This is a genomic window from Clostridium nigeriense, from assembly GCF_050585265.1.
GTDB classification, from domain to species: Bacteria; Bacillota; Clostridia; order Clostridiales; family Clostridiaceae; genus Clostridium; species Clostridium nigeriense_B.
This window is the reverse complement of the sequence record NZ_JBNOOE010000012.1, coordinates 1-16,277: the sequence shown is the minus strand read 5'-3', so window position 1 is coordinate 16,277 and position 16,277 is coordinate 1. Positions and strand designations below refer to the sequence as shown.

Below are 16,277 nucleotides of genomic sequence, written 5' to 3'. Positions count from 1 at the left end.
GAGCTGTCTCACAAAAATCCCTAATTAAGAATTTAAAATTAAAAATGAATAATTATTGATGTAATTCTTACAGAATTACTAAAATTAATTTCCTTTCAAAACTCTTTCAGGAGTTTTTTCATTAATTGTTCATTATTCATTCTTAATTTTTCATTGTGCGACAGCTCTTTAAAAGTTTTTATATTAAAATTATGCCTTCAATCTAGTAGATCTATGCAAGTATTGTCTATCAATTATCATTTTTATTAAATTAAATACCGTAGATTTACTCACCCTGTTTCTTTTCTAATATTTGTTCTAAAACATTAAGTCTTGTCTTACCTAGTATTTGTTTAGGTTTCTTAGCAATTTCATTGTCTTTATAAAACTTGTTTTTATTAGCTTGTATTACCATATAGATTTTCTCTTCTAATGCCTCATCTTCTATGTTCCCTTCAAAATAATCATCTATGTAGTTTCTTAAAGCGTAGCTAAGTTCCTCTTGATTCTTATAATATAATCTAATTCCACCCTTATTCAAGAATATAATCCTCCCTAAAAATCTACTTTTAAATATATTTTATACCAAATATATCTTATATACAACCTGTATTAAATTTCTTAATTTTTATTTAAACATTATATGTATATATTTTTCACATTATTTCTTTCAAATATATTGAGTATTAAGCTAATTGATAAAAATTTTCATTTTCTTTCGAAAAACAATTGACAAATTATTAAATAAGAATTATTATTAATACATAAAGAATATTAGAAAGATTTGAGGAGGAAAAATTTATGTCATTAATAGGAAAGAAAATAGAAGATTTTAAGGTTCAAGCTTATCATAACGGAAAGTTTGTAGAAGTATCTAAAGAAGATGTTTTAGGAAAGTGGGGAATATTCTTCTTCTATCCAGCAGACTTCACATTTGTTTGCCCAACAGAATTAGGAGATTTAGCTGATCACTATGCTAGTTTCAAAGAAATAGGAGCTGAAATTTATTCAGTATCTGAAGATACACACTTTGTTCATAAAGCATGGGCTGATGCTACTGAAACAATTGGAAAGATTCAATATCCAATGTTAGGAGACCCTACTGGTAAATTAGCAAGAATGTTTGAAGTTCTTATTGAAGAAGAAGGTCTTGCATTAAGAGGAACATTTATAGTTGATCCAGAAGGAACAATTCAAGCTTACGAAGTTCACCAAAACGGAATTGGTAGAAATGCTGAAGAATTATTAAGAAAAGTTCAAGCTGCTCAATTCGTAGCTGAACATGGTGATGAAGTTTGTCCTGCTAACTGGACTCCAGGAGCTGACACTTTAACACCAAGTTTAGACTTAGTTGGAAAACTATAATCTATAACATAGAGGAGATACTCTCCTCCACTATAAAAAATTAGCGAGGAAACTCGCTATTTTTTTAATAAAGTAATCAATAATAATTATTAACTAATAATAGGATGATAAATATATATTCTATTTTATAGAGGAGGCTTATATGAACAAAAATATTTATGATTTAATTATAATCGGTGGTGGTCCTGCTGGTTTATCTGCTGGTTTATATGCTGGAAGAGCAAAACTTAAAACTTTAATTATTGAAAAAGAACATACAGGTGGTCAAATTACTACTACTGCTGAAGTAGTAAACTATCCTGGTATAGTAAAGACAAGCGGTTCAGAATTAACTTCACAAATGAGAATTCAATCTGAAAATTTTGGTATTAAATTTCAAACTGCTGATGTTATAGATGTTGATTTCAACGGAGAAGTCAAGACTATTAAGACAAACGTTGGTGATATTCAAGGAAGATCAGTTATTATAGCTACAGGTGCTTCCCCAAGAAAATTAGGATTCCCAGGAGAAATTGAATATGGTGGCAGAGGTGTCGCATACTGCTCTACTTGTGACGGTGAATTCTTTAAAGGCTTAGAAGTTCTAGTAATTGGTGCTGGTTTTGCTGCTGCTGAAGAAGCTATTTACTTAACTAGATTTGCTAAGAAAGTAATTATAATTGCAAGAGAACCTGAATTTACTTGTGCTAAATCAATAGGTGATAAAGTTAAGGCTAATAAGAATATCGAAATTAGATTTAATACTGAAGTTGTTGAAGCTGTCGGTGATGATCTATTAAGATCAGTAAAACTAATCAACAATGTAACTAATGAAACTTCTGAATACTATCCTCCAAAAGAAGATGGAACATTTGGTATCTTTGTATTTGTTGGATATCAACCACAAACTGAGGTATTTAAAAATAAAGTAGATATGGACAGATGGGGATATATATTAACTAATGAAAATATGCAAACTAATATAAAAGGTGTTTATGCAGCTGGTGACTTAAGACCTAAGATGTTAAGACAAGTGGTAACAGCAGTTGCTGATGGTGCTATAGCTGCAACAGATGCAGAAAGATATGTAGCATCTGAAAAAGAAAGACTTGGAATTGTTGATGAACATGTTGAAGAGGAAAAAGTAGAAACAAAGAAAGAAGCTCCTGTTACTACTAGTGGTAAGCCCGGCAAAAGTGCTTTATTAAATGATGCTTTAAGATCTCAATTACAAGGAGTTTTAGCTAGATTTGAAAATAATATATCATTAGTTTCAATAGTAGATGAAACTAATAAAAAATCAATAGAACTAAGAGATTTAGTTTTAGATATAGCTGACTTAAGCGATAAAGTTAATGCACTTATCTATAAAAAGGGTGAAAATCCTGAAATAGAAGACAAAATTCATGCAAATAGATTCCCAATAGTTGCTATTTTAAATAAAGATGGTGAGTATAGTGGTGTTAAGTTCCATGGAGTTCCTGGTGGCCACGAATTAAATTCATTTATATTAGCAATGTATAATATAGCTGGTCCAGGTCAAGAAATAAACAAAGATGTTTTAAAAGACATTAAATCCATTGATAAAAAATTAAATATTAAGGTTGGAGTATCTCTATCTTGTCATGTATGTCCTGATGTAGTTGTAGCTGCACAAAGAATTGCTATAGAAAACCCTAATATAGAAACAGAGATGTTAGATTTATCAAACTTCCCTGACTTAAAAGATAAGCATAAAATAATGAGCGTACCAGCAATAATAGTAAACGACAAAAAAGTTTACTTCGGTGGTAAGAAGCTTGAAGAAATAGTTAATCTATTAAAATAAAAAAAGAAGTAAAAAACCTATATGAATAGACTTGCTTTTATGCTTGTCTATCATATAGGTTTAATTTTAATCTATGCTTTTACTGCTCTAGATACTAATTTTTCTTTTTTTCTCTTTTCTGTTTCATCAACAACTACTGCTGCTACAGCTGACCCAGTTACATTAGTCATTGTTCTCATCATATCTATTATAGAATCTACTGCTATTACCATAGCCATTCCCTCTACTGGTAATCCAACAGTTGATAATACTACAGTTGTTGACATAGTAGCTGCTCCAGGAACACCAGCTATACCTATTGATGAAATAATAGTTGTAATTACTATTAAGAAGTAATGATACATAGTCAAATCTACATTAAATACATTAGCTACAAATATAGCTACTATTGCAGGATATAAACCACCACAAGCATTCATTCCTATAGTTGACCCAAGTGGAGCAACAAAGCTTGCTACATCTTCAGATACCTTAGCATTTTCAACTAAACTTTTAATAGTTACAGGTAATGTTCCATAACTACTTTGGCTAGTAAATGCAACAACTTGTGCTGGGAAAATATCTTTAAAGAATTTTAATGGATTCTTTCTTGCTACAAATCCTACTAATGGTGTATGAACTAATACTATTTGTAATATACATGCTATATATACTGCTAAAATAACAGCTATTAATGATTTTATAGTATCTAATCCATTTTTTGCTGCTGCAGTTGCAATTAATGCAAACACTCCATAAGGTATAAACTTTAATATTATTCTAGTTATACTTAATACTAACTCATAAGTTGATAATATTACGTCCTTGAAAGGCTTAACTTTTTCTGGATTTTTATTATCTTCAATAACTAAAGCTATTGCAACAAATAGTGAAAATATAACTATTGGTATAATTTGATTATTTACTATTGAAGCTACTGGATTAGATGGTAAAAAACTTAAGATTACTTCCGAAAATGCTGGTATTTCTCTTGCTGTAAAGCCTTCTACTCCAACATAATTTAGGCCATTTCCTAAATTAAATAATTTTCCCATTATAATACCTATTATTGCTGCAACCCCTGTTGTTCCAAGTAGTATTCCTAAAGTCTTAAGTCCTATTGATTTTAATGTATCTAAATTTTTAAGTCTTATTATACTTGTTATAATTGAAACCATAACTAATGGTACTACTATCATCTTAATTAATGATATATACCCCTTACCTACAACTTCTAGATATGCAAGATTTTCTTTAAATATTGCTCCTAAAGCTAGACCTATTACTAAAGCTGTTAAAGTTGCATAAGAAAATTTATTAGTCTTTGACTTTACTAAATAAATTACATAAAATGCTACTAATGATAATATTACTGCTAAAATTAAATTAAAACTAATACTGATATTCATATTCTTTCCTCCTATTTTTATATTGATTTCTTATAAATAATTTCTTAAGATAATTACTTTATATATTTTGTTCTTTTAGTTATTAATAACTTATCATATGATATAAATTCCTAAAGATTAAAAAAACCTTCTGCCTCTGTAATTACAGAGGCAGAAGGTTAACTTCCACGGTTCCACTCTGATTAGATATAAAATATCCATCTTTCTTAAGTACTTATAATACTTAGTCTCTATAATGGGAGAACCCATAATTCCCTACTTAGTTCAAGAATTAAACTCTAAGGTGCACTTCATTAATATAATTATAGGCTATTACAGCAACCTAGCCCTCTCTGAAATAATTATTACTAATTACTCTACCTCTTCTTTGTTTTTAATCATATCGGAATACTATGATTTAATTATATCATTATTTAACACCTTGTCAATATATTAATCTTATATTTTGTATAAGTATTTTACTCCTTTAAATATTCATCTACATTATCTATTGTTATCTTAGTATGAGGTAATTTTTTATATTTTCCTTTTTCTATTCCATTAATATTTTCTACCGGATCCCCATTAGATACTGCCATTGAAATTTCAAACAAAGCTTTTGCTTGACCATATGCATCGTTTATAACAGTACCATCCATCTGTCCACTTTTTATAGCTTCTAATGCTTCTTTAATTCCATCTACTCCTACTATTATAGGCTTTCTTATTAAATCACTATTAGAATTAATAGCATGAATTGTTCCCAAAGCCATAGAATCATTATTACTAAATACCACCTCTATATTATCACCAAATTCTTTTATCCATTGAGACATTTTAGTAATAGCTTGATCACTTTGCCAATTAGCACTATCATCTGCTAGCTTCTCTAGCTCAATACCTTTATCATTTAATGCCTTAATACAATATTCTGTTCTAATTAAAGAGTCTTGATGTCCTTGTTCCCCCTCTAACATAACATATTGAATTTTTCCATCTTTATTTTTATCATAAAGCTCTACATTAGATAACCACTTTTCTGCTACTATGTCTGCTTGAAGCCTTGCTGATTGTTCTGCTTGAGAACCTACATAATATATCTTGTCCCACCTATTCATATCTTCTTCTACAGGTTCTCTATTAAAGAATATTACAGGAATATCAGCTGATTTAGCTTTATCAATTATTGTAGCTGCTGCTGTTCTATCAACTAAATTAACACATATAATATCATAATCTTGATTAATAAATTTATCTACTTGATTCCCTTGATTTAATGTACTTCCCTTGGCATCTACGAACTGAAGTAATATTTTAGAATCATATTTACTTTCATTTTCTTTAACTATATCCTCTAAATTATTTGAAATGTTTGATATAAAAACATCATCTTGCCTATATAAGGTTATACCAATTTTTATTTCATCCTTAGATTTAAAATCCCCCTGATTATTACACCCCACCATAAAAGTAGATACTAGCATTAAACTAAGTATATTGAAAAACTTCTTATTTATTTTCACAATACCCTCCCATAAAGCAAATATTATTTATCTAACTATCGGAAATAATATCTTTTGATTCTCTTCAGAATACATGTTTCTACTATTTATTAATGTTGATGTGATATTAATTTTACTATCATTTTTTTTATTTTCTAATTTATTGATAGCAGTTTTTACACTTAAATATCCAACATTAAATTCATTTTGTATAGCTATAGCATTTATCATTTTTTCTTCAATTAAAGAAATTATAGTACTAGTTCTTCCAGTACCATAGACCTCAATATTTGATGGTACATTCAAGTTATTTATTATATATTTCTTTGCCTTTCCTATAGATTCTAAAGTATTAGCTTCAAAAGCTACTATTACATCTACCTTATTATCTTCCATTAAACTTCTAATATTATTATATAAATTTGATTCATCACTAGGAAATTCAACTATTTCATAAGTATTTTTACTTTTACTTATTTCATCTATAAATCCTGCATATCTTTCCTGAATACTGCTATAAGTTAAGCTACTTTCTACTATAACAATATTGTTCCTTGTATTCCCATTCTGAACTACTTCTTCTGCTAATTGTTGACCTAACTTATAATTATCACAAGAAATATATGATATATCTTGCTTAGTATCTATATTGGATTCAAATAAAACTATTGGTATCTTTTTATTAATATTTTCTATAAGCTTGGACATTTCTTTATAGTCTGCTGGTGAAATTAATATAGCATCAGTCCCAGTGCTCATTTCTCTTTCTAGAATTTCTATTTGTTCTTCAACACTATTTTCTTCAAGTAATGTAATAAATCTAAGATTTACATTCATTTCAGATGAAGCTTGATCCATTCCAGCTTTCATTATGCTCCATTCTTCACTATTTTTTCCTCTTATTATTACAGCTACATCATATATAGTTACATTTTTTTTACTCCCTTCTTTTATTAATAATAGGGAGGATGCTAAAACCATAATAAATAAAATTAAAAATATATATTTTCTTCTTATCTTCATTATTTTTCCTCCCTAATACTATTAAATTCTATACACGGCATATGAATTCTAATAGTTGTTCCTTCATCAGGCTCACTATAAATTTCTAATCCATATTTTTCACCAAAATATAACTTAATTCTTTCATGCACATTTCTTAGACCTATACCCGATCCCCTTCTATTTTGATTAGTTATTTTTGATGTTAAAAGCTTATCTAAAACTTCTTCTGGCATACCTAAACCATTGTCAATTATATCTATATATAAATCATCTTCATTTCTATAAGATTTTACTAATATGTCTCCATCGCCACTCATATATTCCATTCCATGATAAATAGCATTTTCTATAAGAGGTTGAATAATTAATTTTATACTAGTTAAACTTAATGTATCTTCTTCTGCATCTATATTATAAGTAAATTTATTTTTATACCTTATACTTTGTATAGTTAAATAATTCCTAGCATGTTCTAATTCATCTCTTACAGTAATAACATTTTTACCTTTGCTTAAACTAATTCTAAAAAATCTTGCTAGCGATGTTACCATTATAATAGCGCCATCATAATTTTCATTTTCTATCATCCATATTATAGAGTCTAATGTATTGTATAAAAAATGAGGATTAATTTGAGCTTGAAGTGCATTTAATTCACTTTTTCTCTTTGCCTCCTGCTCTTTCATAACATTTTCCATAAGTAAATTCATCTGATTTACCATAGATTTGATTGCCTTTGCTAAATGTTGTACTTCATAGGAACCATTTTCAGGTATATTTAAATTAACTACACCATCTTCAAAATCATTAACTGCATTTTCTAAAGCCTTTATTGGATTTGCAATTTTTGATGAGACAAACATATTAATTGATATTAAAACAAATATTGCAAAGAACATAATAAATATTGCAAAAACTCTAAACTCATGATAATCAGCAGTAATATCAGAGATTGGCGATATGGCTACTAACTTCCATCCTGTATATCCTACAGTTTTTACTGTTACTAATCTTTTGTTGCCCTGAAAATCTTCCATATGATTTCCATCTTCATATTTAGCTGCTTCATAATTATTTTCCTTAACTAAATTAGAGTAAATAAGTTGTTGTCTTGGATGATATATTATTTCTCCATCTCTATCTATAAGATAAACGTATCCATTTTTACTCATCTCAACATTTTTACATATTTGCTCTATACCACTAAAATTCATGTCTACTAATAGTACTCCACTACTCATTTTGCCATTTTTATTTATTTCTACAGCCCTACTAAGTGATACTACCCAAGTATATTTATAATTTGGATCATAAAATAAGTTTTGCACATGAGGTGTAGAAAAATGTAAGTTTTCTTTTCTATTTTTCGCATTTTGGAACCATTCATTTTCTCTTGGATCTATATTACTCTTTAATTGTTCTAAGGGATATGAAGCTATTATTTCTCCGTATTCTGAAAATAAAGTAATACTTATTAAATTATCTTTATTTGCTTCATAGATTAAATCCATTTCCATATCAATATTTTCAATAGCCATATCTGCTTTTTTAATAGCCCTATAATAAATAGTATCTGAAATTTTCATCATATTTCTTAAATAGCTATCTAAATTTATATTAACTTGCTCAATTATAGTTTCATTATTTTTAGAAACCATTTCCTCTGTTGAATTAAAAAATCTTAAGTAAAGCGTTCCCCCAACAACTATCATTCCAACAACTGCTACTATAGTAAAAGAAATTGATATTATATATTGAATACTAGCCTTCTTATAATAGTTTGTTATTCTATTTTTAATAAAATTTAGCATACTATTTCTCTCAATTCTTTCTGTATCTAGATGGTGATATTCCAAACTTCTTTTTAAATACATAACTAAAATAATTAGCTTCTTGATATCCCACTTTAGTTGCTATAATATATGTTTTGTCATCGGTAGTATTTAATAACTTTAAAGCTTCTTCTAACCTTACATTAGTCAAATAATTTACAAAACTCATATCTGTTTCTTTTTTAAATATAGTTGAAAAATAAGTTGGACTAACATGCAAATTTGAACATAACTTTTCAACTGATATTTCAAAATCTTTATAATTGTTCTTAATATACTCCTTAGCTTTTTCTACTAATATCTTAGATGAGTTTACTCTTTCCTTCTTAATAATTTCATTTAAGGATAAAGATTTTTCTATAAACCAGCCTTTAATTTCTCCTATGGAATTAAATTGTTCTAAGTAAGTATAGAAGTTAAAGTTTTCTCCAAATATACTTTTTATATCTATATTATGACTTTGCGTTAGTTTAAGCATAGCTGTTAGAACTTCCATTAAGTAAATTCTATATCTTTCTAATGCCACAAAAGAGTCTTCGATCTTTATAAATATATCTTCTACTGCTTCTTTTATATCTTCTTCATTAGAAAGCTTAATAGAATTTAAAAATTTAATTTCATCTTGTTCATCAAATTGAAGTTGAATAGAATTATCTGGTTCTACATCATCTATATATATAGTTTTTCCATTTCCTAAAATAGGCCTATAACTTAAAGCACTTTGTGCTGTATTATAAGATAACCTTATAGCAGAAATATCGTTGGAAACTCTTCCAAGACCTATAGAAATTGTGCTTCCAAAAACACATTCGAATACTTTACATATTTCATCTAATCCCTTTATAACCTTAATAATGTTATCCTTTTCAAAAAAAGATGAAAGTACTACTATTTTATCTATATAGGGAAAGCTTATAAAATCACAATAGTTTCCCATAGTTTCATCAACCATATTTTTAATAGATATTGAAACTAAACCACTATCTTGCTCTATTGGAAGTCCGTCAATATTTATCACAGCTACGCATATGTAGTTACTGATAAAATCTAAGCCCAACTTCTTCTCATCCTCTTCCCATTGCTCCTTAGTTATTCTTCCTTCTAATGCTCCTATTAAGAACTGCTCTCGTATTACTGGTATACTTTCTAAAAAGTGTTTTTTGAGTATTTCCATATTTCTCTTATCATCATACTCCTTGTCCAACTTTTCCCTAAGTCTTTTTAATACCTCTACAAGTTCAATAGAGTTAATTGGTTTTAATACATACTCAATAACATTTATTTTAATAGCTTGATGTGCATATTCTAAATCATCTGAACCTGAAAAAATAATAATTTTAGTTGATGGCATTAAATCAACAATTTTTTTTCCAAGTTCTAATCCATCCATAAAAGGCATTTTAATATCAGTCATTATAACATCTGGATGAAGCTTTTCTGCCATTTCTAAAGCTTCTTTTCCATTTTCAGCATCCCCAACTACTACAAAACCATGCTCTTCCCAATTTATTTTCTTTATTACTCCAAGTCTTATTTCTTCTTCATCATCTACAATCATTATTTTGTATAACCCCATAATACCCTCCTATAATAATTTCAAAATCAACTTTATAAATACTATCATATGTAATTTTCTAAATCTTCAAAATTAATTATATCATATTTTTTTAAACATTTTCATAATTATTTAAATGCATCAAAAATAGGGTGGGTTATAATTAACCCCACCCTATTATATGAGCAAAATATTTCTTTTATACTTATACTAATATTCCCATTATTAATGATAAAGCTAGTAGAATAAATAATACTATTAATACTCTATCCATTGTTTTGACTGATACATTTAAGTTTCCATAAAGTGTATCTCTCATAGATTTCTTTGGAGCTTCTTCTACTTTTTCTTTAATAGTCTCATTTTCCATTCTCATCATTTCCTTTATTATTTTTTAGCTATATATTTTCTTACGTCTAATGAAACTGCAACTATAATAATTAAACCTCTAATTATATATTGCCAATATGCATTTACTCCTATAAAGTTTAAACCATAGTTTATAACTTGAAGTAATACTGTACCAATTAATACTCCTGGAATTGTTCCAATACCACCAGTAAAGGATACACCACCAACTACGCATGCTGAGATTGCATCTAGTTCATAGTTAAATCCAGTACTAGTTGTAGTTGATCCTGCTCTTGCAGCTTCTAAGAAACCTGCAAGTCCATAAAGCACACCTGAAATTATAAATATAAACATTATATTCTTTACTAAGTTAACACCTGAAACTGCAGCAGCTTCTGGATTACCACCAATAGCAAACATATTTTTACCAAGCTTTGTTTTATTCCATACAAACCACATTATCGCTGCAACAATAGCAAGATAAAATACTAAGTAAGGTATTTCTACGCTACCTAATTTTAAATAACCATTAACAAAAGAAGTATATCTTTCATCTAAGTTAGCAACTGGTTGAGCTCCTAGTGGTGGTCTATCAATATATAGACATGAAGCACCATAAGCAATAAGTTGAGTACCAAGGGTAATAATAAACGCATGCACTTTCAGTTTTGCAACTCCAAATCCATTAATAGCTCCAAATATTCCTCCTATTACTATAGCAATAAACATTGGTAATATTAATGGTAATTCAGCTAAATCAGGATACATCCTAGCAGCATATGTTGTTGATTGTAATAATGATGCTGATACTATAGCAGTAAATCCTAATATACGTCCAGCAGAAAGGTCAGTACCTTGAAGTACTATTAATCCTGCAACTCCAAGTGCAAGAATACCACGTGTTGATGCTTGACTCAAAATATTAGTAAAATTCTTTAAGGAAAGGAATCCTGGCTCCTTTACTACAAAGAACACTATCATTATGAATAGAACTATATATAGTGCATAATTAAGTAAGAAATTTTGTAAAGACTCTTTATTAAATTTAACTTTATTCATAGGTTCCACCTCTACTCTAAATATATTTAGCAGCCATAGTCATAATATGTTCTTGTGATAACTTATCTGCATCACCTATTCCAGCCACTTTTCCGTTTGACATTACAAGTATTCTATCGCAAATTCCTAACAACTCTGGCATTTCTGAGGATACAACTATAACCCCTTTGCCCTTATTTGCTAAATCTATAATAAGTTGATAAATTTCATATTTAGCTCCAACATCTATACCTCTTGTTGGTTCATCTAATAACAATATTTCAGGATTAGTTAAAAGCCATCTACCAATAATTACTTTTTGTTGATTTCCTCCTGATAATGTTCTAATTAATGTTTTTTGACTTGGTGTCTTAACCTTCATACTCTCTATTGTCCATTTAGTATCTTCAGTCATTTTTTTATTATCTAATACTCCGAACTTACTATATCCATCTATGTTAGCAATCATAGTATTAAACTTAATATCAAGTTGTCCAAATATACCATTGGCTCTACGCTCTTCAGTTAATAAAGCAAAGCCATTTTTTATCGCCTTACGTGAATCAGTATTTTCTACCTTCTTTCCATGAAGAAGTATTTCTCCCTCACTGTGTTTAGCTATTCCAAATATTGTTTCCAATAATTCAGTTCTTTTTGAACCAACTAATCCTGCAACCCCAAGTATTTCACCTTTTTTTAGTTCAAAGGATACATCTCTAATTGAAGGTTGATAAGTACCCGTTAAGTTTTTAACTTCTAATATTACATCTTCTGGTTTATTTGTCTTTGGTGGGAATCTATTGGTTAAATCACGCCCAACCATTAATTTTATTATCTTATCTGTTGTAAGATCCTTAGCTGGAATAGTGTCTATCCACTTTCCATCACGCATTATTGTTACATCATCAGAAATCTGAAGAATTTCTTCCATTTTATGAGAAATATATATAATACCGCAACCCTTATCTCTTAATTTATTTATAATTTTAAATAAATGATTAACTTCCTCATTTGTTAAAGATGAGGTAGGCTCATCCAAAACTAATATTTTTGCATTATATGAAACTGCTTTTGCAATTTCAACCATTTGCCTTTGCGAAACAGATAGTTTAGCCATTTTTAATCTTGGATCAACTTCTATCTCTAATTCATCTAATATTTTCTTAGTTTCTTCATACATAACTTTTTCATTAACTACTCCAGCACTTCCTGGATATCTACCAAGCCAAATATTATCCATAACATTTCTTTGTAAAACTTGGTTTAATTCTTGATGAACCATAGCAACTCCATTATCCATAGCTTGCTTTGGATTTGAGAATTTACTTTTTTCACCATCTATAAAAATTTCTCCACTATCTTCAATATAAACACCAAATAAGCATTTCATTAAAGTAGATTTTCCTGCTCCATTTTCTCCCATCAAAGCATGTACAGTTCCTGGCCTTACTTTTAATTGAACCTTATCTAATGCTTTAACCCCTGGAAATTCTTTGCAAATATCTATCATTTCAAGAATATATTTTGTATCTGCCATAACTCATCCACCACTTTTCTATTATTTATTAAACTGCATAGTGGATGTTCACTATGCAGTTTATAGTAATATTATTTTATTTCTTATTTAGTGTATTCTTGATATGGAATACGTACTGCAACTCCAGTATCATCAAATTTATATGAAGTTCCATCTATAGCATCCTTACCAGCTGCTAAATTCATTCCAGTTTCATATAAAGCATTAGCCATTCCTTCAGCATCTTGAAGAACTGATCCTAACATAAAGCCTTTACCTATTAAATCTTGAGCTGCTGCTGTAGCATCAACACCTACTACTGGTATAGTCTTTGCAGTATCACCATTGTTATATCCTTGAGCTTGTAATGCAGCTATAGCACCTTGAGCCATACCGTCATTATTAGCTATAACAGCTTCAATCTTATCTCCGAATCTTGATAACCATGCTTCAGTTGCATTTTGAGCTAAAGCTTGGTCCCAGTTACAAACTTGAAGAGCTAATTCTTCAGTTTTGATTCCTTTATCATTTAAAGTTGAAACTGAATACTCAGTTCTTGCAACTGCCTCTGGATTATCAGGTTCACCCTTTAACATAACATATTGTAATATGCCATCTCCATTTTTATCTACAGCCTTTTGATCTTTGTTCCAGTAATCTGAAATTATCTTACCTTGCATAACTCCAGCTTCTTTAGCATTAGTTCCAACGAATATAGCTTTTTCATATTCCTTTATTGAATCTGTTGATGGTTCTCTATTAAATAGAACTACTGGTTTATCAGCAGATTTAATCTTACTTATTACAGTTGGTGCAGCTCCTGTATCAACTAGATTTACTAATAATAAATCTACATCCTTTTGTAATAATGTATCTATACTATCATTTTGTGTAGCTTGGTCACCTTTTCCATCATAGAAAGTAAATTCAACTTTATCTGGATTTTCACTTTGAATCTTTTCTAAGCTTTGACGAACTGTTGAAATATAGGTATCATCAAATTTGTATAAACATACTCCAACCTTTATCTTATCTCCTGTTGAAGCATCCCCAGTTGTAGCTTTTGAGCCACATCCAACTAATGAAGCTGTTACCATAATAGTAGCCATTGCCATTGTAAGTAATTTTTTAACCTTTTTCATATTAACCCTCCATCTACCATAAATCATTATTATTAATATTGTTTTCGTTTACATTTACTATTATAAAGATGTTTGTTATTAACTTCCATATAAAAAACTTCACAAATATATCAAATTTCTTAACTAAAAAGGGATTTAATTTATATTACTAAAGTTTAATAACACAATATAATTCTACATATAATAATATATAATGAAAGGAGTGTATTTTTTATGAAAAATGGTGTGAAAGTATTAATAGGTGTGATTATAGTAATTGTTATAATTGCATTTCCTATAATATCTGGCTATAACAATTTAGTAGACTTAGAGCAACAAGTTAATAAGTCAGCTTCTGATATAGATACCCAACTTCAAAGAAGATCTGATTTAATACCTAATTTAGTAAATACAGTTAAAGGCTATGCTACTCAAGAAAAAGATATTTTTACTGAAATAGCTAATGCAAGAAGTAAATTATCTGGTGCTACTAATATAACTGATCAAGCTAATGCAGATAATGAACTATCCAGTGCATTATCTAGATTATTAGTTATAGTTGAGAGATATCCTGATTTAAAATCTAATGAAAATTTTAAAGATTTAAGTGTTCAATTAGAAGGAACTGAAAATAGAATAGCTGTTGCAAGACAAGATTATAATACTGCTACAACTAATTATAATACTAAAAGGAGAAGATTCCCTACAAACATTATTGCTTCAATTTTTGGGTTCGAAGAAAAGCCACTTTATAAAGCAAGTGATAGTGCTAGTGAAGTGCCTTCAGTAGATTTTACTAGGTAATTATGAAAATAGTATCTAAAATAAAATTTGTTTTATTATCTTCTCTTTTATTTTTGTTAAGTTTTTCAATAATAGCTTCAGCTGATGTAAACTATCCTTCTCCAACAAATTATAAGTATATAAATGATTATGTAAATATATTAAGTGAAGATGAAAAAGAAAAAATAATCTCAATTGGAAAAGAGCTTGAAGACAAAACAACTGCTCAATCTATAGTGGTTATAATTGATAGCACAGACAATATAGCAATTGAAGACTATGCTTTAAATCTTTTTCGTACTTGGGGAATTGGGCAAAAAAATAAAGATAATGGATTATTAATTTTAATTGCAATAGAAGATAGAACTTGGCGAGTTGAAGTTGGGCGTGGCTTAGAAGGTGCTATTCCCGATGTTTTAAGCAATAGAGTAATGGACACATTAGCAAAAAATAATTTTAAAAATGAAGATTATGGATTAGGAATAGTCAATAGTTATAGCGCCTTTAGTGATTTAATTGCAGAGGAATATGGAGTTACATTAGATAAATCATTAGATATAACTCTTCCAACTAAAGAAAATATATCTACATTAAGTATAATTGGAATAATTGGGGTATTGTTTTTACTTGATTTATTTTTTAATGGCGGAAGTATAACACTTTTATTATTTAAAATATTATTCTTTACTGGTGGAAGAAGAGGAGGCAGAAATGGTCCAGGTGGTTTCGGTGGATTTGGAGGCGGTTCTTCTGGTGGTGGAGGCTTCGGTGGTTTTGGTGGAGGTTCCTCCTCGGGTGGTGGATCTTCTGGTAGATGGTAGAAGTTTGCTTCGCACAATGAAGAATTAGAAATTAAAAATGTAAAATTAATGAAGAAACTCCTTATGGAGTTTCTAAAATAATTATATTTTTAGTAATTTGTTTCAAATTACTTCAATAATTCTTCATTTTACATTCTACATTAAAAGGAGCTGTGTAACAGCCAATGTCATTAAGTTAAGAAATTGGTTTTAAAAAAATCTACTAAGAGCAAGATATAAATTAATATCTTGCTCT

The 16,277-nt window shown here is 28.9% G+C and carries 14 protein-coding genes and 1 other annotated feature; of the genes, 4 read left to right on the top strand and 10 right to left on the bottom strand.

The genetic code is table 11. The features are described from left to right. Positions 1–265: 265 nt before the first annotated feature. Complete coding sequence (locus ACQPVP_RS11625; protein ID WP_430839708.1) at positions 266–520, bottom strand: TIGR04540 family protein; 255 nt, start codon at positions 518–520, stop codon at positions 266–268. 260 nt (positions 521–780) lie between these two features. On the opposite strand from ACQPVP_RS11625, the gene ahpC reads away from it, so the two are divergent. Further along, positions 781–1,344 carry an alkyl hydroperoxide reductase subunit C gene (gene ahpC / locus ACQPVP_RS11620; protein ID WP_430850113.1) on the top strand — a complete coding sequence of 188 codons (564 nt, stop codon included), beginning with the start codon at positions 781–783 and terminating at the stop codon, positions 1,342–1,344. 142 nt (positions 1,345–1,486) lie between these two features. Continuing rightward, positions 1,487–3,151: an FAD-dependent oxidoreductase gene (locus ACQPVP_RS11615; RefSeq protein ID WP_430850111.1), complete on the top strand. Its 1,665-nt coding sequence runs from the start codon at positions 1,487–1,489 to the stop codon at positions 3,149–3,151. Between the two features lie 71 nt (positions 3,152–3,222). Here the strand turns inward: ACQPVP_RS11615 and ACQPVP_RS11610 are convergent, their stop codons facing one another. The 9 genes from ACQPVP_RS11610 to ACQPVP_RS11570 form a co-directional block, all read right to left on the bottom strand. After that, positions 3,223–4,539 carry a dicarboxylate/amino acid:cation symporter gene (locus ACQPVP_RS11610; protein ID WP_430850109.1) on the bottom strand — a complete coding sequence of 439 codons (1,317 nt, stop codon included), beginning with the start codon at positions 4,537–4,539 and terminating at the stop codon, positions 3,223–3,225. A gap of 143 nt (positions 4,540–4,682) precedes the next feature. After that, positions 4,683–4,916, bottom strand: a binding site (T-box leader). 81 nt (positions 4,917–4,997) lie between these two features. Beyond that, complete coding sequence (locus tag ACQPVP_RS11605) at positions 4,998–6,041, bottom strand: galactose ABC transporter substrate-binding protein (protein ID WP_430850107.1); 1,044 nt, start codon at positions 6,039–6,041, stop codon at positions 4,998–5,000. A 27-nt stretch (positions 6,042–6,068) separates the two neighbouring features. Continuing rightward, the gene (locus ACQPVP_RS11600; protein WP_430850105.1) at positions 6,069–7,043 is read right to left on the bottom strand and encodes a geranylgeranylglyceryl/heptaprenylglyceryl phosphate synthase; all 975 of its coding nucleotides are present in this window, start codon (positions 7,041–7,043) and stop codon (positions 6,069–6,071) included. After that, entirely contained in the window at positions 7,043–8,836 is a 1,794-nt protein-coding gene (locus ACQPVP_RS11595) for a sensor histidine kinase (RefSeq protein ID WP_430850103.1), read from the bottom strand. The genes ACQPVP_RS11600 and ACQPVP_RS11595 overlap by 1 nt, the downstream gene beginning before the upstream one ends. A gap of 10 nt (positions 8,837–8,846) precedes the next feature. Beyond that, entirely contained in the window at positions 8,847–10,433 is a 1,587-nt protein-coding gene (locus ACQPVP_RS11590) for a response regulator (RefSeq protein WP_430850101.1), read from the bottom strand. A gap of 184 nt (positions 10,434–10,617) precedes the next feature. Then, the gene (locus ACQPVP_RS11585) at positions 10,618–10,782 is read right to left on the bottom strand and encodes a hypothetical protein (protein WP_430850099.1); all 165 of its coding nucleotides are present in this window, start codon (positions 10,780–10,782) and stop codon (positions 10,618–10,620) included. A gap of 17 nt (positions 10,783–10,799) precedes the next feature. Continuing rightward, complete coding sequence (gene mglC / locus ACQPVP_RS11580) at positions 10,800–11,822, bottom strand: galactose/methyl galactoside ABC transporter permease MglC (RefSeq protein ID WP_430850097.1); 1,023 nt, start codon at positions 11,820–11,822, stop codon at positions 10,800–10,802. 16 nt (positions 11,823–11,838) lie between these two features. After that, on the bottom strand, positions 11,839–13,338 hold the full coding sequence (gene mglA, locus ACQPVP_RS11575; RefSeq protein WP_430850095.1) for a galactose/methyl galactoside ABC transporter ATP-binding protein MglA: 1,500 nt from the start codon (positions 13,336–13,338) through the stop codon (positions 11,839–11,841). Between the two features lie 83 nt (positions 13,339–13,421). Then, positions 13,422–14,459, bottom strand: coding sequence for a galactose ABC transporter substrate-binding protein (locus tag ACQPVP_RS11570; protein WP_430850093.1), 1,038 nt, complete (start codon positions 14,457–14,459; stop codon positions 13,422–13,424). A 213-nt stretch (positions 14,460–14,672) separates the two neighbouring features. Between ACQPVP_RS11570 and ACQPVP_RS11565 the strand changes: the two genes are divergently transcribed. Together ACQPVP_RS11565 and ACQPVP_RS11560 are read left to right on the top strand one after the other, a co-directional pair. Then, positions 14,673–15,242 carry a LemA family protein gene (locus ACQPVP_RS11565; protein ID WP_430850091.1) on the top strand — a complete coding sequence of 190 codons (570 nt, stop codon included), beginning with the start codon at positions 14,673–14,675 and terminating at the stop codon, positions 15,240–15,242. A 2-nt stretch (positions 15,243–15,244) separates the two neighbouring features. Continuing rightward, positions 15,245–16,042 (top strand): TPM domain-containing protein, encoded by a 798-nt coding sequence (locus ACQPVP_RS11560; protein ID WP_430850089.1) that lies wholly within the window; start codon positions 15,245–15,247, stop codon positions 16,040–16,042. Positions 16,043–16,277 lie beyond the last annotated feature (235 nt).

Bases quoted from the DNA above. Each gene is read 5' to 3' on its own strand.
- ahpC (WP_430850113.1), top strand. From the start codon at position 781: ATGTCATTAATAGGAAAGAAAATAGAAGATTTTAAGGTTCAAGCTTAT.
- ACQPVP_RS11615 (WP_430850111.1), top strand. From the start codon at position 1,487: ATGAACAAAAATATTTATGATTTAATTATAATCGGTGGTGGTCCTGCT.
- ACQPVP_RS11610 (WP_430850109.1), bottom strand. From the start codon at position 4,539: ATGAATATCAGTATTAGTTTTAATTTAATTTTAGCAGTAATATTATCA.
- ACQPVP_RS11600 (WP_430850105.1), bottom strand. From the start codon at position 7,043: ATGAAGATAAGAAGAAAATATATATTTTTAATTTTATTTATTATGGTT.
- ACQPVP_RS11595 (WP_430850103.1), bottom strand. From the start codon at position 8,836: ATGCTAAATTTTATTAAAAATAGAATAACAAACTATTATAAGAAGGCT.
- ACQPVP_RS11590 (WP_430850101.1), bottom strand. From the start codon at position 10,433: ATGGGGTTATACAAAATAATGATTGTAGATGATGAAGAAGAAATAAGA.
- ACQPVP_RS11585 (WP_430850099.1), bottom strand. From the start codon at position 10,782: ATGGAAAATGAGACTATTAAAGAAAAAGTAGAAGAAGCTCCAAAGAAA.
- mglC (WP_430850097.1), bottom strand. From the start codon at position 11,822: ATGAATAAAGTTAAATTTAATAAAGAGTCTTTACAAAATTTCTTACTT.
- mglA (WP_430850095.1), bottom strand. From the start codon at position 13,338: ATGGCAGATACAAAATATATTCTTGAAATGATAGATATTTGCAAAGAA.
- ACQPVP_RS11570 (WP_430850093.1), bottom strand. From the start codon at position 14,459: ATGAAAAAGGTTAAAAAATTACTTACAATGGCAATGGCTACTATTATG.
- ACQPVP_RS11565 (WP_430850091.1), top strand. From the start codon at position 14,673: ATGAAAAATGGTGTGAAAGTATTAATAGGTGTGATTATAGTAATTGTT.
- ACQPVP_RS11560 (WP_430850089.1), top strand. From the start codon at position 15,245: ATGAAAATAGTATCTAAAATAAAATTTGTTTTATTATCTTCTCTTTTA.